Source organism: Amphritea sp. GJ51-11, assembly GCF_055808735.1.
On the sequence record NZ_CM147881.1, the window covers coordinates 4,604,315 to 4,623,071 of the forward strand.

The following is an 18,757-nucleotide window of genomic DNA, read 5'->3' on the forward strand; positions in this document are numbered from 1 at the left end:
TATTTATATACAGTATACGAGTCATTTATGCTTAAATTTATTCCGCTTAAGGCTCAGGCCGGAATCACTGGTTTTGAGTCGCCAGCCACTGAATATGTCCAACTTGGGCTAGATCTTGATCAGTTGCTGATTGATCATCCATCGGCCACTTACATTGGTTATGCTGAGGGTGCATCCATGATAGGTGATGGGATCTTTTCAGGCGATCTACTCATCGTCTCTCGGGCAGAGAAGGTAAAGGATTACGATATTATTGTGGCAAATCTTAACGGGGTCTTTGTCTGCAAAAAAATAGACAAGGCGTGTGCTCGTTTGTTGTCGTCAGCACCAGGTTATCAGCCCTATATATTACGAGATGGTGATGATTTTCAGGTGGAGGGGGTGGTCACACGATCAATCCGTTTGCACCGTCCCTTAAATGTGGCGTTCTGATGTACGTGCTTTGTGATGTTACGGCAATGTATGCGAGCTGTGAGAAGGTTTTCGATCCGAGCATTCGTAAGCGTCCAGTTGTCGTGCTTACCAATAATGATGGATGTATCTGTGCAGCGTGCCCTATCGCCAAGAGAATGGGGGTTGGTAAAAAGTTTGTGCCTTATTTTCAGGTACGAGAAGATCTTGAGCGGGTCGGTGCGGTTGTTCGTAGTAGTAATTATGAATTATATGCAGATCTCAGCCAAAAGCTGATGGATACTTGCAGTCGGTTTGCGCCTCATTCCCATGTTTATTCGATTGATGAAACGTTTTTGTATTACGGCAAGCACAGCACGTATATACCACCCGAGGGCTGGTTCGAACATGCAAAAACCATCCGGCGTACAGTGTGGCGAGAAGTGAGGTTACCTATTGGTGTTGGCGTCGGTTCGACGCCGACACTGGCTAAAGCGGCTAATCATGCGGCAAAACGTATCGATGGTTTTCGTGGCGTGGCGGTGATTGACAGTGAAAGGATGCGTAAAAAGATCCTGTCAGCGATGGATGTAACGGACGTTTGGGGTATTGGGCGGAAACTGGGGCAGCGACTAAATGATATGGGTATTCGCAGTGCCCTTCAGTTAGCGAATGCAGAGCCAAGCTGGATTAGAAAGCAGTTCTCTGTTGTGGTTGAATCCACCGTGTATGAGTTAAACGGCGTTGTTAAACTGTCTTGGGATGATGTACGGTCACCAAAGAAAGAGATCTACAGTACACGAAGTTTTGGCCAGCGAATCACCGAGCTTGAGCAGTTGAAATTTGCTGTGTCAACGCACGCCGAAATAGCGGCAGTCAAGCTTCGTCGGCAAAATAGCCTTGCTGGAGGTATTGTTATATTTGCTTCCAGCTCACCTCATGACCCGTCTGGTTATTATCGTCAATCAGTCTTTCATGCCTTTCCAGTACCAACCAGTGACAGTCGATTAATCATGGCTGCTACTAGGCAGGCGATGACGAAAATTTATCAACAAGGCGTGAGTTTTTATCGATGTGGTGTAGGCCTTTTAGACCTGAGCGATAAGGGGCGTTATCAGTATGACTTATTCAACGCATCACAGGATAATCCCGTGCTAATGCAATGCATGGATCAGATTAACGCTACCTTTGGCCGTGGAACCATTCAGCTAGCGGGCCGAGGGGTGGAAGAGAAATTCGCGATGAGACGAAATTTTCTATCGCCGCACTACACGACTCAATGGCAGGATATACCCAGAATCCAATGTATGTAATGAACTACTTAAACGCTTGCAGCGAGAAAGTTTTTTAGACTGTTGATACTGGCTATGAGTATCTAAGTTCTGAAGCTCCGATGATTTCTGCTTTGTGTCGATTGCTCATCTGTAGTAGCTTTCAGAGCGTTCTAAAGCCCATTTTGTGCCATAAGCAGGCATAAGAGATATATACAAGGAACGGCTATTCTGGCTGGTCCAGTCTTAATTGTTGAAAGAGCACTTACGTAAGCGTTTGCGAAAGGTATTACGCTATACAATAACGTCGCTATTATTTATTAAGAACTTTTTTATGTTGGTGAGAAAATGGACCCAATCGATAACCCTTATACTCCGGGCGCGGGCACTCAGCCTCATGAATTAGCAGGCAGAGATGAACTTAGAAACATCTTGAAGATTACCATTGCCAGAATTATGCGAGCTAAGCCTGTGAAAAGCATGCTTATGGTTGGTTTAAGAGGCGTTGGAAAAACTGTACTGCTTGAACAGATGCGTCAGGATGTTGAGGCAATGGGCGTTCATACTATTTATATTGAAGCGCCGGAAAATCGCTCCCTTCCCTCCCTTCTTAGTCCCCAATTACGGCTAGGGCTACTCAAGCTTAGTCGCCTTGAAAAATCAAAAGAAGCGGCAACTCGGGCCCTGAAGGCGCTTGCGGGGTTTGCCAAGTCGCTTAAGGTTACTTTTGGCGATATCGAAGTTGGATTTGACCAAGAACCTGAGGCTGGGCTTGCCGATAATGGTGATTTAGAAGCCGATCTCACGGCATTAATGGTAGAAGTTGGTCATGCAGCTAAAGCGGGTGAAACGGCTATCGTAATGTTCATTGACGAGCTTCAATATGTTCGCTCAGAACAGTTTGCTGCTTTGATTACCGCGCTTCATCGATGTGCTCAATTAAAGCTACCCGTTGCATTGGTTGGTGCAGGCTTGCCGCAGTTAAGGGGTTTAGCTGGTAACTCAAAACCCTACGCAGAGCGACTGTTTAGCTACCTTGAGGTGGGAGCGCTCGGTGAGGAAGCGGCTAAAGAGGCGATTATTAACCCTGCTAAGGATGAAGGTGTTGAGTTTGACAGCGAAGCGGTCGATGAAATCATTAGTAAAACGCAAGGGTACCCTTATTTTATTCAGGAGTGGGGAAGCCATACTTGGGATTTAGCCGAAGATAGTCCAATTACTAAAGACTATGTGGTTAACTCTACGGACCTAACGATCGCTAAACTTGATGAGAGTTTTTTCAGGGTGCGTTTTGATAGATTAACGCCCAAAGAAAAGACATATCTTAATGAAATGGCCAAACTTGGGGCTGGGCCGCATCGCTCAAGCGACATTGCGGACTCAATGAAGAAAAAAGTATCTGATGTGGCACCTGTTCGAAATAGCTTAATTAAGAAAGGAATGATCTGGTCGCCTAATCATGGTGATACCGCTTTTACTGTACCGTTATTTGATGAGTTTATGCTGCGAACTATGGAAGAGTAGAGGGAGCGCAAAAGTACGTCCTATTCTAACCAGCGAAACCATTAAAAACCCCGATTTTCTAGCAAGCCAGATGGCATCTGGGGTGTATATTGATTTTACCTAATATCCTGTAAGCCAGCGTACGCGCCCTTTGTTGAGCACCCGTTTCGGATTATCAAATGTCAGTTTGGTTTTAAGAAGGCCCGATACAGAGGACTGGAGAAAAATGACTATAAGCTGCTTGTTTTTTGATCACCTGCATATCTTGCTATTCTTCTAAATAAAGATAATCTTACATCATTGAAAAAATGAGTAAATTTAGGAAGATGCATGTACATCGTAGATAAAGTTTTAAAGAGAATTGAAGAGAATAAGCAAAGCCGAAGCTCTCAAGTTTTAGCCCGCGCTTTGTTAAGTGCCTGTGGCATGTCATGCGAGGATTTTACGCTGCTTTCAGTTTCGACGAGACTTGATGATGATGGGCGGGCGCTAGTGGCAGAACTAATAAATATTGCACAACAGTCTGATTTTTCTAACGCAGATCAAGACGCAGCGGTTGTTAAAATAAAAGAATTAATGCCTCACTTGCTACAATAATCAATAGTTCTGATTTGTTATAATTTCTTATTATCGCCTGCGATTTAATCAATTGAAGTAATCATCAATAATAAGCATCGCAATAGCGTCTCACCATAGACGGGACGCTTTATAGGGCGTTGATGAGTTGGTGTTTGTAGTCTCAATCTAAATTGATTAATCAGCATTTATACAAAAGTCGAAGGCACGACGAATGATCGGCACAAGGAGTTGACGCATGGCCATCAGTCAGGCACGCATTATTGAAGCACTGGAGCAGGCTTGCTCCAACCTTAATCCAGATGAATTCATTTTCTCCTTCCTTGAGGCTTACGGCTTCCCGAAGAGTACGATCACCCGGCTTCGTAAAGGCGGGGACAGTCGCAATGTAGGTGAAGCCAGTGATATCGGCCTGAAGAAGAAACTCTATTTCCGTGTCGTCCCGAAAAGCGCTGACCTTGATGCTGAAGCTGAATCGCTTAAGGCAAGTGGTGTGGTCGCTCGCAATGATATCCGTTTCGTGATCGTAACTAACTTCGATAGTCTCGTGGCGTTCGATCTTAAGGCTGAAGAGCGCCTTGAAACGTCTATGGATGAACTGGATAAACAGTATGCCTTCTTTCTGCCACTGGCTGGTTACGAAAAAGCAGTCATGCATTCAGAGCATCCTGCGGACGTAAAAGCCTCTGAGAAAATGGGGCAGTTGTTTGATCTGATCCGTGAACGCAACGATCTTTCCAAACCAGAGGATATTCACGCGCTGAACGTCTTTCTGACCCGTCTGCTTTTCTGCTTTTATGCCGAAGATACTGGCATCTTTGAGCAATCCCAGATGACCGCCGCTATTCAGTCCTGCACTCAGGATGATGGCTCTGACGTTGATCAATTTTTCACTGACCTATTCACTGTTCTAAATCTAGATCCAACCACTCCTGAGCGCAAAGCGATGCCTGCTCACTTTCAGGCATTCCCGTATGTGAACGGGGGGCTGTTCCGTGATGATGAGCCTATCCCTGAATTTGGTCGCAAAGCGCGTCGTATTCTTATTGATTGTGCTTCGCTAGATTGGTCTGAGATTAATCCAGATATTTTTGGTTCGATGTTTCAGGCCGTTATTGATGAAGAACAGCGCGGAAACCTGGGGCAGCACTACACATCGGTATCGAACATCATGAAAGTGATACGGCCGCTTTTTCTCGATAAGTTGTATGCTGAGCTGGAAAAGTCGAGTAAGAGTGAACGGAAGTTAAAAGAGCTTTTGATTCGTCTTCAGAATCTTCGTATTTTTGACCCGGCATGTGGCTCCGGAAACTTTCTGATCATTGCGTACAAAGAGCTGCGCAATCTGGAGATGAAAGTGATTGATGCCCTGAATGCTGTGTCGGGTCAGGCTGAGATGTATTGCTCCGGCATCCGTCTATCCCAGTTCTTCGGCATCGAAATCGATGACTTTGCGCATGAGGTGGCAGTCCTGTCTCTGTGGTTGGCTGAGCATCAGATGAACATGGAGTTCAAGGCTGAGTTTGGCTATGCCGAAGCGGCGCTGCCGCTGCGGGATTCAGGCAACATCGTGTGTGGCAACGCGTTACGACTAGATTGGGGAGAAGTGTGCCGGCCCGTTGATGTCAGTGGCAATACTTATGAGGTGTATGTCTGTGGGAATCCGCCCTTCTTGGGCACGACAGAGCGAAGTGCCGACCAATCAGATGATATGAAGTTCGCCTTCGCCGGATTCAAATCACTGGGTTATCTTGATTTGGTATCAGCCTGGTTCTGGAAAGGTGCCCAATACATATCGGGCAGTATCGCTAAATGTGCGTTTGTATCTACCAATTCGATCTGCCAAGGGGATCAAACCTCATTGCTCTGGCCACCCATCTTCGAACTGGGTGTTTCGATAGACTTCTGCTACCAAACATTCACATGGAGCAATAACGCCAAGAACAAAGCTGCTGTTCATGTGGTGGTCGTAGGCCTGAAAAACAAAAGCGATACCGTAAGCAAGCCCCGTATATTTTCAGTATCTAAGGACCGAGTGCTCTCATCAGAGGTCGAAAGTATCAGCCCCTATCTTGTGCCCGGGCCAGATCTGGCCGTTTATCCGCGTACCAAACCACTCGGACCCGTTAACAAAATGATTTTTGGCAACAAGCCAACGGATGGCGGCCACCTCTACATCACGCATGAAGAACGGGATTTGTTCATCGCCAAATATCCCCAATACGCTCACTGGATACGCAAAATTCTCGGCGCGCAAGAGTTTATCAACGGTGGGGAGCGATACTGCTTTTGGCTGGCTGATATTCCCTTGGATGAGGTTATGGAAGTACCAGAGGTTGCCTCTCGTTGTGAGAAGATTCGTAATCTCAGGGTTAAGGCAGGCCATGCCGCTGCTTTGAAGGGTGCCGAGCGTCCTCATACTTTCTTACAGATGGCACAACCTGATGCAGGCAACTACCTTCTCGTGCCGCGTGTTTCCTCTGAGCGGCGTCGATATTTGCCTATGGGTTTTTATGGTATTGAGGTTATAGCAAGTGATGCCAATCAGATGGTTCCTAATGCTACTCCTTATGAATTCGGCATCCTTACCTCCGAAATGCACAACGACTGGATGCGTACAGTAGCCGGTCGCCTGAAAAGCGACTACCGCTATTCTGCCACTCTGGTTTACAACACCTTCCCCTGGCCAGAGGTGAACGATCAACAGCGTAAGCAGATCGAAGCCCTGGCTGAAGAGGTCTTGTTGATCCGCGAGGACTACCCGGATAAGTCACTAGCTGACCTGTACGATCCCGACAAGATGCCCGATCCGCTGCGTGACGCTCATAAAGCACTGGATCGCGCGGTTGAAAAGCTCTACCGGCCCAAGCCGTTCCGCGATGCATCAGAACGCCTGGAGCATTTATTCTCTCGTTATGAGAGGTTGATTGCTGAAGAGCAGGCAAAGAAAATCACAAAGAAGAAAACCACAAGGAGTAAGTGATCATGGCTGATTTGTTGACCGTCCAGTACAAGCAAACCGGTAAGAGTTCGAATCTGAATGCCATGGGCATGCGCGAAATGCAGGCCCGAGCTTATGAAGCGCGTGATGCCCAGTACCTGCTACTGAAGGCACCTCCTGCGTCCGGCAAGTCCCGTGCATTGATGTTTCTGGGGCTGGATAAGCTGCATAATCAGGGAGTGAAGAAAGTCATCGTGGCTGTGCCTGAAATGTCGATTGGTAGTTCATTTAAAGACACTGATCTGACGAGCGGCGGGTTCTTCGCTGACTGGAAGGTGCTGCCGAGCTACAACCTCTGCGTCCCTGGCGGCGAGTCCCAAAAGGTCAAGGCGTTCGTGCGCTTTATGTCTGATCCGGATGCCAGTGTGCTGGTCTGTACCCATGCCACCCTGCGCTTTGCCTACCAGGATCTGAAGCCTGCCGACTTCAACGATACCCTGCTGGCCATTGACGAGTTCCACCATACGTCAGCGGATGGTGAGAACCGCTTGGGTAGCCTGATTGATGGTGTGATGGCGGGGTCTAATGCGCATATCGTTGCCATGACGGGTTCCTACTTCCGTGGGGACGCGGTGCCGATCCTACTGCCGGAGGATGAGGAGAAGTTCACCCAGGTCACCTATTCCTATTACGAGCAGTTGAACGGGTACCAGTACCTGAAGTCCTTGGGGATTGGTTACCACTTTTATACTGGCCGCTATATCGATGCTGTGCATGAGGTGCTGGATACCACCAAGAAGACCATCGTGCATATCCCGAACGTGAATGCCGTCGAATCCACCAAGGACAAGCTTGCTGAGGTGGATTACATCCTGGATGCCATTGGTGAGGTGCTTGAGAAGGATATGAAGACCGGCATCATTACGGTGAAAGATGCTTCAGGCCGGATACTGAAAGTGGCGGATCTGGTTGATGATGGCCCGTTGCGGATCGAAGTCCAGAATTACCTGCGTAACGTGTCAAAAGCCGATGATATAGACATCATCATTGCACTGGGCATGGCAAAGGAAGGCTTTGACTGGCCATGGTGCGAACACGTACTAACCATTGGTTACCGGTCGTCTCTCACTGAGATCATCCAGATCATTGGCCGTGCGACACGCGACTGTGAAGGCAAGCCGCATGCTCAGTTTACCAACCTGATCTCCCAGCCGGATGCCGAAGATGAGGATGTGAAACGGTCGGTGAACGACATGCTCAAGGCGATCACCGTGTCGCTGCTGATGGAGCAGGTTTTGGCCCCTGCGGTGACGTTTAAACCGCGCTCACGCATCCTGCCGGGTGAAGAGGTCGAGCCGGGTACGGTGATCATTGAGGACACCACGGCACCGGTCTCCGACAAGGTGATTAAGGCTTTGGAAAACATGGACAACATCAAGGCGGCCATTCTCCAAAAGCCCGAAGTGATTGCACCGGCTGTGACCGGTGATGTTGATCCTGAGATGATGGAAGCGGTTGAGATCCCCAAGGTGGTTGAAAAGCTGTATCCCGATATGGACCCTCAGGAGGTTCAGACCGTTTCGGAAGCGGTTCATGCGTCCATGGCGATCCAGTCAACGGGCGGCCTGTTCGACGAGTCGGAACTACCGGAGGGTGCTGACATCATGCAGCCAGTGGTTACTGACGGGGAGGCTGCGGCTGATGTCGGTAGTGCAGGTTCAGCTCCCAAAGCAGGCCCGCTGTCACCCGATGGCGATCCAAAGCCTAACCGCAAATTCGTCCTGATTGGCAACAAGTTTGTGAACATTGAGCACCTGAACGTCGACTTGATCCGTCAGATAAACCCGTTCCAGGGTGCCTATGAAATCCTCTCGAAGGCAGTTACTCCCTCTGTGCTGAAAACCATTCAAGATACAGTGGTCGGTATGCGCTCGCAGATGTCCGAAGAGGAAGCAGTCATCCTCTGGCCGCGTATCAATGAATTCCTTAAGGACAAAGGGCATGAGCCTTCTGTCACGGCCAGTGACCCTTACGAGCGCCGTCTGGCGGATGCGCTGTCCTACATCAAACATAAGGCTCAGGAACGTAAGGCTACTCAAGTACAAACCGCATAAGGAGATGCACGATGCCACCTATTCATCATGACAGGAAGGGTGCGGTACGCCCTTCACTGGATGACATTTTTAACGGCCCGGACGAGTTCGGTCTCTTGGATGTTCGGGCTAAACGCTCCAGTAGTGGAGCGCCGCTGGAAGTGTCCAAATTTGAAGATATTAATGTATTCTTCGATCAGTATGGTCGATCGCCGGATGGCTCGGGAGAGCTGTCTGAGAAGCTGTTGGCTCGCCGCCTGAACGGCTATCTTTGCAATGTCGACCTTCACGCGTCTCTGAAACCTTACGACCGCCATGGCTTGCTGCCAGAGCCGGAAAAGACTTCAGATGGACTGGTGAGCGTTTCTGCCGAGTCGGGCGTGCAGCCTGAGCCAAATGGTAGAACTGTTGAAGCCACAAAGCATATTACCGCCGATAACGAAGAGGTAACGTCACTGGATGACATCTTTGCGAGCGAAGTATTCGCGGAAATGGACCAGGGTGACCCCTCGCTATTCGAGTCGGTCCATGTTGCCTTCACGCCCGATCGAGAGGCACCGGATGAAGTTGCTCAGCGGCGAGTATGTGAGGACTTCTATGCGTTCGAGTCGACCTTCAAAAACTTGCACGAAGGGCTCAAGTCCGGGGATGTGCAAACGGCTCGCTTCCAGCAAGCTTCGCAGGTTCAGCCGGGCGATGCCTTCATTTTGGAGGGCGTGCTGTGCTTGGTAGATGAAGTGGGCGAATACCGCGAGGATGGTGAGGGTCGCTATGATCCCCGTCTCCGCGTGATTTTTGAAAATGGAACAGAGTCGAATCACCTCCTCCGCTCATTGGCGAAGCGCCTGTATACCGACGAAACAGGACGCCGAATCATTCGTGATGCCGATTCAGTAGTAGATGCGTTCAATAATATTTCTCATAAGGATAAGCGTGCCGGCCAGATCTACTTCGTCACGACCAAGAGCGAAAGCCCTGATCTGAAAGAGATTCCGAACTTGGTCAAAATCGGCTACACCGAGCAGACGGTTGAGGAGCGGACGAAGAATGCGGAGCGGGATACGGCTTTCCTAGAAGCGCCGGTCAAGATTCTGGCGTCGATGGAGTGCTATAACCTGAATCCCAACAAATTTGAAACTCTGATCCATGGGTTTCTTCATGCCCAGCGGTTGAAAATGACGCTAATTGGCAAAGACGGGAAAGCGTATCATCCGAAAGAGTGGTTTTCAGTTCCTTTGGATACGGCCAGAGAAGTCGTTAAAAGAATAATTGATGGCAGCATTGTCCTCTACAGAATGGACAATACCACTGGACGGTTATTGAAGAAAAAATCTTAATGCATGGGCTAAGAAAACTACGATTAAGAAGTTGCAAAATACTTGATCGATACATCTCCCAGTATGCTGTGGTAACGTAACGTTTAAAGTTGTTATATGGCCTTGATTAACAGTAAACGTTACAATAAACGTTACGTTTTTATGCTTTTATGTGATATTATTATTTTGGATTCTTTAATTTAGGGCGGTTTAACCCACCCACCTAGTTTTAAATAAGCTTTTTATTGTTTACTTCCCTTTTAGGCCTCGGTTTATGTAAAGTGTAACGTTTAGATGTTACATATATCTACTAAGACCCCGCAATAGCGGGGTTTTTTGGTTTTTAGGCTATTTCAAAAATGTAGTGCTTTGATTTAACTAAAAGAGGGAAGTATGTTTTCAGCAAGTTGACGCAGAGGCATAGACTTTTTAAAGGCATGGCAACTATATCATTGGGCTATCTAAACTATTGGTGGACATTGCCGGCTATTCAAATTGAGGTTAATTAAAGTTAGTTGCGTATTTCGGAGCATTCCGAACAGCCATTTCGGTATGATCCGAACACCTATTTCGGTTTAATCCGAACGCACATTCCGCGATTATCCGAACACTTTTAAGCGAACTCCGAAATCAGCGTTCGGAATAGCGAAAACCGCGTTCGGAATGCCCGAAATCCTTCCTTTTTCTCTTTTAAATCAATAGCTCGCTATTCTTTACTTCTTAAAAAAGAACGTAAGGAAGCGACAATGGCTAAAAAGAGAACTCCAATGAACAAAATCAAAGAGGTATTACGCCTTAAGTACGAGTGTGGGTTGTCCTACCGTAGTATTGCCAGTTGTCTCAATGTCAGCCTTGCAACAGTCTCAGAACTTGTCGCTCGCTTTAAGCAAAGTCAGATAGGCTGGCCTCTCCCAGAAGGTTGCAGTGATACAGACCTTACTAAAGCTCTTTATCATTCGAAGAAAGCCAGTCGACACAAGGTCATGCCAGACTTCGCTCAGTACGCTGTCGAACTCAAGCGTAAAGGCATGACAAAGATGTTGTTGTGGCAGGAATACCATGAGCAATATCAAGAGCAGGCTTACGCTTACACTCAGTTCTGCGAGCACTTCACTCGTTGGTTCAAAACCCAAAAGCGCAGCATGCGTCAGCTCCATGTTGCAGGTGACAAGCTGTTTATCGATTACTGTGGGCCTCGGCTTCAAGTCGTCAACCCTGATACAGGTGAAGTGCGCGAAGCCGAAGTATTCGTAGCGACCTTAGGCGCGTCAAATTACACCTATGTTGAAGCCTTCCCTAGTCAAGGTAAGTCTTACTGGTTAGAGGCGCATGCGAATGTGTTCGAACACTTCGGCGGTGTACCACAGCTCTTGGTTCCCGATAACCTGCGTAGCGCGGTCACCAAAGCTAATCGCTATGAGCCAAGACTTAATGACAGCTATCAAAAACTGGCAAATCACTATCAAACTGCTGTGATGCCTGCTCGCCCCTACAAACCGAAAGACAAAGCCAAGGCAGAGAATGCCGTGCTCCTAGTGGAACGTTGGATCATGATGCGGCTACGACACCAAACCTTCCATACCTTCAAAGAGCTGAACTTGGCCATCCGTGAGCTTATGAATGACTTAAATCAACGTGAGATGAAACAGTATGGTGCAAGTCGTAAAGCGCTGTTCGACAAACTCGATAAACCTGCATTGAAGCCACTGCCTAAGCAGCGATACCTATATACCGAAACCAAACGAGCCAAAGTGGGGCCTGATTATCACATCGAATATCGCCGCCATTACTACTCGGTTCCTCATCAGCTTGTTGGCCATCATGTCGAACTGGAAGCTTCCAACCGTTTGGTGCAAATCTACCATCAAGGTAACTTGGTCGCTCAGCACCCACGTAGCCAAAGGGAGCACGGAAACAGCACTCAACCAGAGCACATGCCGAGTAATCATCAACATCAAAAGTGGTCGCCTGGACGCTTACTCAACTGGGGAGCCAATATCGGCCCAGCCACACGAGAAGTTGTCAATAAGATGCTTAACTCCAAGCCTCATCCAGAGCAGTCTTATCGTTCTTGTCTGGGGTTACTCAACCTAAGCAAAGCCCATGGTGAATCGCGCCTAGAGCAAGCCTGTAAAGATGCACTGATGCTGACAAAACCCAATTACACCTTCGTCAACAATCTACTCAAGAACAATCGTGAAGGGCAACTGAGTAAAGACAAAGCGAATACGCCGAACCTTGTTCACAGCAATGTTCGAGGCCCGACCTGTTATCACTAGGAGAAAAGATATGAACGCACTTAATGATCAACTCAAAAGCCTCCGCTTGAGCCATGCGGCGAAAGCGTTAGAGCAGCAACAAGAGCAACTGACCACTTACGCAGAGCTGAACTTCGAGGAGCGGTTAAGCTTGCTTCTGGAAAGCGAGATCTTGAACCGTAATCAGAGCAAAATACAACGCTTAAAACGACAAGCTAAGCTGAGAGTGGATGCGCAACCGAGTCAACTCATCTACAAGGAGGGACGAAACCTCAATCGCAAACAGATGAGCGAACTTCTGACGGGGAGTTATCTGCACAAGCACCAGAATATCTTGATTACAGGCCCAACAGGTGCAGGAAAAACCTATCTTGGTTGCGCTCTGGCAACCAGCGCCTGCGACCAACAGCAAACCGTCAGATACTACCGCTTAACTCGCTTGCTTGATGATCTGACCGCAGGTCGTCTGGATGGTAGCTATCAAAAGCAACTTCAGTCTCTCGCTAAAAAAGCCCTGCTTATCCTAGACGACTGGGGGATGGAAAAACTGACTCAAGAGCATGCTGGTCACTTGTTAGAAGTGCTTGAAGACCGCTACCAAAACAGCAGCACAATCGTCATCAGTCAGTTACCTGTCAAGGAGTGGCACAACATGATCGGCAACGCCACCGTCGCAGACGCTCTAATGGATCGTCTAGTTCACAATAGTCATCGAATAGAACTGGGAGGAGAGTCAATGAGAAAACTGGCGCAATCCGAACACTTAGAGTAAAAATAGGGAAAGAGAAAAAGTGCTGGTTCAGGTGTTCGGAATAAACCGAAACAAGCGTTCGCAATCACCGAAATACGCAGTTAGTTTATAACTCCGCTGAAAGTTACCCTTCACAACCTTTTTCAATACAGTTCATGGTTTTTGTGGATTTTTTCTGCACTGTTATTGGGCAGCAAGACCGCGTTAGATCTGCTTTGTCTAACTGGTTAAATCTAGGATCTGTCAGTTTAATGAATGAGATAAAGCTTCACTAGATCAATGGATTGGAATTTTTCAGACCCATTATTGTAGTTTATGTGGCTATAATATAGGCTTCAAAAAAATGGTTGAAAAGTGGTAGCAAGTGCTTTCGCTTTCTAATTAGCTAAACAATCGGAAGGATTTCGTATGTTGAAGAAAGTTATAGTGTTAAGTGTGGGTAGCACTTTGCTAGCTGGATGTTTCGGTGCTGGGACTACACAAGCACCCATTGCAACGACCTACCCAATATCAGAGCAGCAGAAAATGCAGGCTGCGCATCACTGGAATGTTCTGGCTGAGCATCAGGCAGAACAATTGATTAATGACTCTAGGTTGAAGGCTTGGCCTTTATACATAGAAAATGATCAGAACACTTCCTTTCATAATTCCTTTCAGTCATTACTGACCAGTTCGTTAGTCGGTAGTGGAGCCATGGTACAAACTAATGCTACAGGTGCCGCGAAGATTACTTACAATGTTGATGTAATCGAACATAAGGATCGTGAAGCAGTTCGTGCGCCTGTCGGGGCACTTACCGCGCTTGCGGCGGGTGTTGCCGTGGCGACGGTGCCGTTTACTCATAGTTGGAGTGATCCTGCATTAATGTTGGTGCCAGCGGCCGTGTATGGCGATGTCTTCAGTGGTAGCTGGACAAGTGAATCAAATCTAGAAGTTGTCGTAACAACTCAGGCTGTCGTCGGCAATCAGATCCTCTATTCATCTTCTAATATTTACTACATTAACGGTGGAGATAGCGATCACTACTCCGCAAAACGCAGTGCAAAGCAGACTGACGTTACGGATCAGTGGTAAGGGGGCGGATATGAGAGAGATTAAACGAAACACTTCATTTAAATTGGCTTTGGCTCTTCTGTCTGCAGTGGCTCTAACAGGATGCGCGAGTAACTCGTCTACCCCAAAAGATCCTACTGTCAATTTGATCCAAGTCTCGTCATCAGCGGCGAAAAAATTAGCGAGTGGATTGGCCCTTGACGATGGTAAACCCGTTCTAGCTGTTAGTTTTGCCAACATCGATAACCTCAGGTCTTCATCAACGCTTGGACGTACTCTAGGTGAGCAGTTTTCGAGCGCAATGACTAACTCCGGTGTGCCGATGGTGGAGATAAAAATGCGCAATAGTCTGTTTGTGGAAGCACAAACGGGTGAGTTGATTTTATCCCGGGAGCTAAAAAGTATTGTAGACGCCCATGATGCCCAGGCCGTTGTTTTGGGTACCTATGCTGTCGGTGGCGATAATATCTATGTGACCGCTAAAGTCGTGCGTACCGCTGATAACTTGGTGCTATCGTCAACGAACTATACTTTACCGCTCAATAAAGATATTCGTGCGATGATTAGAAACTCACGGTAATCAACCGCCAAACCTGAGTGAAAAGGGCGCTTATAACGCCCTTTTTTGTTTTTCTCGATCTATAAGTCATGAACAAGCTCTACTGTCCAATACTTGCCTCTTTCTCTGGTTGTCGCTTTATCACTGATAGTCCTGTATTCAAGGTGAGTTATCATTATGACCCTTCAACAACCCGCAACTTAGCCGTGATGAAATCCGTATGGGAGACATAGATCAGGTCGGCGATACGACGAATTACATGTTCTTCATAATGGTGTAGCTCGCCATCGGCATAGGCGACCCGCCAGAGGTTTTCGATCAGGGTCGTTTTTTCGTTAGGGCTGCATAGATCATTGATCTGCGAGGTGAAGCGAAAGTAGTCGGTTGCCTCATGTTGGGCTTTTTTTGCTCGCTCAAAGAGTGCTAGGGCGGTAGCTTGATCCAATGAAAAACTCTTTTTTAATACGCTTAATAGGGTCTCGTCCTCTTCGGGCTTACGCTCATAATCGGATATCAACACTTCCACCATTAGTGCGGCAGAAGCCAGTGATAGCAAGGTTTGTGGATTATCTCCGGTAGCGTTATCGGGCAGAAAGGTTTCCAAAAAAGACTTCAGCTTGGTAATCATTTTATATTCTCCAGTACCGGCAGTAGACAAGCAGCCGTCTATATTAGTTCATTTCGTTGGATCAGGTGTTTTCGTTAAAACTGCTTTGACAAAATTTAGCTGCCATGGCAGTATCTTGTTTTAATTTAGCTGCCTAGGCAGTTAAATGGTATGAATTGTTTAGAGAACACTCAATGATCCACTTTACTGAAGACAATGTGCCAACCCGGCTTAGCATTGCGCATCTTATTTTTCTGTTGAATCAGCATAAAGATCGATTACTGGATAAATACCTTAAACCTTTCAATATTACCGGACCGCAATTTCGCGTGATGCGGCTGATTATCGTTGAACAGGTGGAAACGCCGTCGGAGCTGACGCGACGCTTGTCGATCGATAGCGGGGCGATGACGCGGATGTTAGATCGTCTAGAGCAGCGCAATCTGTTGGTGCGTGAACGGTGTCCTAATGATCGTCGGCAGGTGCGCCTTAAACCGACCGAAGAGGGTACGGCCCTGAGTCATCAGATGCATGGCTTAGCTGCAGATCTATTGAATGAGTTGACCGGTGAACTTAGCCCACAGGAGCTGAGTGAACTAGATCGTATTATACGCAAAATGTTGGTGCCCACCGGATTGATGGAAGAACCGACAGAGCCGTGTAAAGCTGAATAAAGAATAGGCGGAATATAGCGATGAATGAAGAGAATGTAGCGGTTGAAACACGGCCTGCATCAGCTAAGCGTAGCCGTTTAGTTTTACTCAGTGGCCTGTTTTTTATAGTGTTGGTCGTGGCTGGGTCTGTATTTGCCTATGAGCATCTGTACGGTCGCTTTTATGAGGATACTGAAGATGCTTATGTTGATGGTAACCGGGTACAAATCGGCTCGGGGATTAATGGCACGGTGATTCGTATCAATGCGGATGACGGTGATTATGTCGAGCAAGGACAGGTGCTGGTCGAGCTGGACCCGAGTGACACCGCGATTGCACTGGAGCAGGCGAAAGCTGATCTAGCAACCACGGTACGTGAGGTGCGAGGGCTGTTCTCCAGTGTGGAGAACTATCGCGCGCAGTTAGCCACCCGAGAACTTGAACGGCAGCAAGCCCGCAGTGATTTTAATCGTCGCGATAAGCTAGCGGCCGCTGGCGTGTTATCACAGGAAACCATGTCTCACTCACGGGACGCCCTCGGTGAAGCCGAGAATGCCTTGGTGATCGCGCGTCAGCAACTGACCAGTACGCTGGCGCTGGTGGAAGGGACTACCATTGCGACCCATCCGAAGGTGCAAGCGGCTACGGCAAAATTACATCAGGCATTTATAAACCACGCCCGCACTCATCTGATTGCGCCGGTGAGCGGTTATGTAGCCCAGCGCAGCGTTCAACCGGGTGCTCGGGTGACCACGGGGCAGGCGTTAATGGCGGTGATTCCGTTGGATCAGGTGTGGATTGAGGCGAATTTTAAAGAGACCCAGATGCGCCAGATGCAGATTGGTCAGACGGTCGAGATTACGGCGGACCTGTATGGCAGTGATGTACATTATCAGGGGCGTATCGAAAGCCTCGGCGTCGGTACCGGGGGCGCATTTGCTTTATTACCTGCTCAAAACGCCAGTGGTAACTGGATTAAAATTGTCCAGCGAGTGCCAGTGCGCATCGGCTTACAAGCGGAAGAGTTACAGGCCCATCCGTTGCGTTTAGGTATGTCGACCAAGGTTGAGGTCGATCTGCATCAGCAGGATGGCGAAGTGCTTGCCAGCCGTGTTGATCATTCCGCTCGCTATGCTACCGATATCTATGCCAATCTGCTGCAAGAAGCAGATCAATTAGCCGCACAATTGATTCGTGCTAACAGTGAGACGATGACCCACAACGATAGCGCGGTGTCTCAAGTTCAATGAGTGCGATCCGGTTTGCTCCCGCTAATTTGGTGTTGGCTACGATTGGTCTGGCATTGGCGACCTTTATGCAGGTGCTGGACACCACGATTGCCAATGTCGCACTCACGTCGATTACCGGTAACCTGGGGGCCAGCAGCGAACAAGGCACCTGGGTGATCACCTCGTTTGCCGTGTGTAATGCTATTGCGTTGCCGCTGACCGGTTGGATGGCGCGTCGTGTTGGCGAAGTGCGCTTGTTTATCGGCTCTGTTTGTCTGTTTATGTTTACCTCGTTTCTCTGTGGTATCGCTACCTCACTGCCCGAACTGGTGTTCTTTCGGGCCTTGCAGGGCTTTGTTGCCGGGCCACTTTACCCTATCGCGCAGACCCTGTTAATTGCGATCTACCCTGCGGCACGCCGTGGTATGGCGTTGTCGTTGTTAGCAATGGTGGCGGTGGTGGCGCCGATCTTGGGGCCGATTTCCGGTGGTTGGCTAACGGATAACTACTCTTGGCCGTGGATCTTCTTTATTAATCTACCGATCGGTTTGTTTGCCGCAGTGGTGGTGTGGTCGCAGCTGCGCAACCGTCCGGAAGAAACCGAGAAAAAGCCGATCGACTATGTGGGTTTAGCTCTGTTGGTGTTAGGGGTTGGGCTATTACAGGTGGTGCTGGATAAGGGTAATGATCTGGATTGGTTTGAATCGGAGTTCATTATCTACAGTGCCGCGGTGGCGGTGATTGCGTTGATCTCGATGGTGATTTGGGAGATGACCGAAGAGCATCCGGTGATTAATCTGAGACTGTTTCGTCATCGAAACTTTACCTTCGGAACCATCGTGCTGGTGTTGGGTTACTCCGCTTTTTTTGGTCTTAACTTATTGTTGCCGGTGTGGCTGCAAACGCGCATGGGCTATACCGCCGTATGGGCGGGCATGGCGGCCGCGCCGATCGGTATTGTGCCGGTGATACTGTCGCCTATTGTGGGACGGTTTGGCTATAAAGTGGATATGCGACTGCTCACCAGTATCGCTTTTCTTGCGATGGCATTATCCAGTTTTGCGCGGGCGAACTTTAGCTTGGAGGTGGATTACTACCATATTGCCATGATTCAGTTGGCGATGGGGCTAGGGGTAGCGTTATTCTTTATGCCAGCAACCACTATTTTACTATCGAGTTTGTCCCCCCGTGAGATTGCTGATGGTTCCGGCTTAGCGACATTTTTACGAGTGCTCGGCGGCAGTTTTGCCTCGTCACTGACCACTTGGTGGTGGCATCGGCAGGCGGCGGTGGAACATGCCCGGCTGACGGAACATATCACCCCTTACAGTCCTGAAACGCAGCACTATCTGGACCTGTTGGGAGGGCCGACACTGCAGAATTATGGGCGTATTGAACAACTGATCGAAGCGCAGGCCTATATGATCTCGACGGTGGATTATTTTGCGCTGCTGGGGTGGATCTTCTTAGCCTTGATGGCGGCGGTGTGGTTTGCCAAACCACCTTTTCTATCCGGCGCTAACGGGCGTTAGCCAACCGCTGGCATTTCGGCTGGAT

The 18,757-nt window shown here is 48.3% G+C and carries 15 protein-coding genes; 14 read left to right on the plus strand and 1 reads right to left on the minus strand.

What is annotated here, in order from left to right; genetic code table 11:
• The first annotated feature begins 27 nt into the window (after positions 1-27).
• The 11 genes from AC0L4K_RS20915 (at position 28) to AC0L4K_RS20965 (ending at position 14,732) form a co-directional block, all read left to right on the plus strand.
• Positions 28-432, plus strand: a complete 405-nt coding sequence (locus AC0L4K_RS20915; RefSeq protein ID WP_473267756.1) for a LexA family protein — start codon at positions 28-30, stop codon at positions 430-432.
• Positions 432-1,703 carry a Y-family DNA polymerase gene (locus AC0L4K_RS20920; RefSeq protein WP_473267757.1) on the plus strand — a complete coding sequence of 424 codons (1,272 nt, stop codon included), beginning with the start codon at positions 432-434 and terminating at the stop codon, positions 1,701-1,703. The genes AC0L4K_RS20915 and AC0L4K_RS20920 overlap by 1 nt, the downstream gene beginning before the upstream one ends.
• A gap of 306 nt (positions 1,704-2,009) precedes the next feature.
• Positions 2,010-3,185, plus strand: coding sequence for an ATP-binding protein (locus AC0L4K_RS20925; protein ID WP_473267758.1), 1,176 nt, complete (start codon positions 2,010-2,012; stop codon positions 3,183-3,185).
• A 309-nt stretch (positions 3,186-3,494) separates the two neighbouring features.
• Positions 3,495-3,761, plus strand: coding sequence for a hypothetical protein (locus AC0L4K_RS20930; RefSeq protein ID WP_473267759.1), 267 nt, complete (start codon positions 3,495-3,497; stop codon positions 3,759-3,761).
• A 217-nt stretch (positions 3,762-3,978) separates the two neighbouring features.
• Positions 3,979-6,723 (plus strand): DNA methyltransferase, encoded by a 2,745-nt coding sequence (locus AC0L4K_RS20935; RefSeq protein WP_473267760.1) that lies wholly within the window; start codon positions 3,979-3,981, stop codon positions 6,721-6,723.
• Positions 6,724-6,725: 2 nt separating this feature from the next.
• Complete coding sequence (locus AC0L4K_RS20940; protein WP_473267761.1) at positions 6,726-8,795, plus strand: DEAD/DEAH box helicase; 2,070 nt, start codon at positions 6,726-6,728, stop codon at positions 8,793-8,795.
• Positions 8,796-8,806: 11 nt separating this feature from the next.
• Positions 8,807-10,111, plus strand: a complete 1,305-nt coding sequence (locus AC0L4K_RS20945) for a GIY-YIG nuclease family protein (RefSeq protein ID WP_473267762.1) — start codon at positions 8,807-8,809, stop codon at positions 10,109-10,111.
• A 725-nt stretch (positions 10,112-10,836) separates the two neighbouring features.
• Positions 10,837-12,369, plus strand: coding sequence for an IS21 family transposase (istA, locus tag AC0L4K_RS20950; protein WP_473267764.1), 1,533 nt, complete (start codon positions 10,837-10,839; stop codon positions 12,367-12,369).
• Positions 12,370-12,379: 10 nt separating this feature from the next.
• The gene (istB, locus tag AC0L4K_RS20955) at positions 12,380-13,120 is read left to right on the plus strand and encodes an IS21-like element ISVch3 family helper ATPase IstB (RefSeq protein WP_473267100.1); all 741 of its coding nucleotides are present in this window, start codon (positions 12,380-12,382) and stop codon (positions 13,118-13,120) included.
• A gap of 387 nt (positions 13,121-13,507) precedes the next feature.
• Complete coding sequence (locus AC0L4K_RS20960) at positions 13,508-14,173, plus strand: hypothetical protein (protein ID WP_473267765.1); 666 nt, start codon at positions 13,508-13,510, stop codon at positions 14,171-14,173.
• Between the two features lie 10 nt (positions 14,174-14,183).
• Positions 14,184-14,732, plus strand: coding sequence for a FlgO family outer membrane protein (locus AC0L4K_RS20965; protein ID WP_473267766.1), 549 nt, complete (start codon positions 14,184-14,186; stop codon positions 14,730-14,732).
• A 154-nt stretch (positions 14,733-14,886) separates the two neighbouring features.
• Here the strand turns inward: AC0L4K_RS20965 and AC0L4K_RS20970 are convergent, their stop codons facing one another.
• Complete coding sequence (locus AC0L4K_RS20970; RefSeq protein WP_473267767.1) at positions 14,887-15,339, minus strand: tellurite resistance TerB family protein; 453 nt, start codon at positions 15,337-15,339, stop codon at positions 14,887-14,889.
• 173 nt (positions 15,340-15,512) lie between these two features.
• Between AC0L4K_RS20970 and AC0L4K_RS20975 the strand changes: the two genes are divergently transcribed.
• From AC0L4K_RS20975 to AC0L4K_RS20985, 3 genes are read left to right on the plus strand one after another with little or no spacing between them, the layout of a single operon-like run.
• Entirely contained in the window at positions 15,513-15,992 is a 480-nt protein-coding gene (locus tag AC0L4K_RS20975) for a MarR family winged helix-turn-helix transcriptional regulator (protein WP_417227711.1), read from the plus strand.
• 20 nt (positions 15,993-16,012) lie between these two features.
• Positions 16,013-17,221: an EmrA/EmrK family multidrug efflux transporter periplasmic adaptor subunit gene (locus AC0L4K_RS20980; RefSeq protein WP_473267768.1), complete on the plus strand. Its 1,209-nt coding sequence runs from the start codon at positions 16,013-16,015 to the stop codon at positions 17,219-17,221.
• Positions 17,218-18,732, plus strand: coding sequence for a DHA2 family efflux MFS transporter permease subunit (locus AC0L4K_RS20985; RefSeq protein ID WP_417227709.1), 1,515 nt, complete (start codon positions 17,218-17,220; stop codon positions 18,730-18,732). The genes AC0L4K_RS20980 and AC0L4K_RS20985 overlap by 4 nt, the downstream gene beginning before the upstream one ends.
• Positions 18,733-18,757: the final 25 nt, after the last annotated feature.

Coding starts and splice junctions, on each gene's coding strand:
- istA (WP_473267764.1), top strand. CDS start 10,837: ATGGCTAAAAAGAGAACTCCAATGAACAAAATCAAAGAGGTATTACGC.
- AC0L4K_RS20920 (WP_473267757.1), top strand. CDS start 432: ATGTACGTGCTTTGTGATGTTACGGCAATGTATGCGAGCTGTGAGAAG.
- AC0L4K_RS20985 (WP_417227709.1), top strand. CDS start 17,218: ATGAGTGCGATCCGGTTTGCTCCCGCTAATTTGGTGTTGGCTACGATT.
- AC0L4K_RS20965 (WP_473267766.1), top strand. CDS start 14,184: ATGAGAGAGATTAAACGAAACACTTCATTTAAATTGGCTTTGGCTCTT.
- AC0L4K_RS20960 (WP_473267765.1), top strand. CDS start 13,508: ATGTTGAAGAAAGTTATAGTGTTAAGTGTGGGTAGCACTTTGCTAGCT.
- AC0L4K_RS20980 (WP_473267768.1), top strand. CDS start 16,013: ATGAATGAAGAGAATGTAGCGGTTGAAACACGGCCTGCATCAGCTAAG.
- AC0L4K_RS20930 (WP_473267759.1), top strand. CDS start 3,495: ATGTACATCGTAGATAAAGTTTTAAAGAGAATTGAAGAGAATAAGCAA.
- AC0L4K_RS20915 (WP_473267756.1), top strand. CDS start 28: ATGCTTAAATTTATTCCGCTTAAGGCTCAGGCCGGAATCACTGGTTTT.
- AC0L4K_RS20945 (WP_473267762.1), top strand. CDS start 8,807: ATGCCACCTATTCATCATGACAGGAAGGGTGCGGTACGCCCTTCACTG.
- AC0L4K_RS20925 (WP_473267758.1), top strand. CDS start 2,010: ATGGACCCAATCGATAACCCTTATACTCCGGGCGCGGGCACTCAGCCT.
- AC0L4K_RS20935 (WP_473267760.1), top strand. CDS start 3,979: ATGGCCATCAGTCAGGCACGCATTATTGAAGCACTGGAGCAGGCTTGC.
- AC0L4K_RS20970 (WP_473267767.1), bottom strand. CDS start 15,339: ATGATTACCAAGCTGAAGTCTTTTTTGGAAACCTTTCTGCCCGATAAC.
- AC0L4K_RS20940 (WP_473267761.1), top strand. CDS start 6,726: ATGGCTGATTTGTTGACCGTCCAGTACAAGCAAACCGGTAAGAGTTCG.
- AC0L4K_RS20975 (WP_417227711.1), top strand. CDS start 15,513: ATGATCCACTTTACTGAAGACAATGTGCCAACCCGGCTTAGCATTGCG.
- istB (WP_473267100.1), top strand. CDS start 12,380: ATGAACGCACTTAATGATCAACTCAAAAGCCTCCGCTTGAGCCATGCG.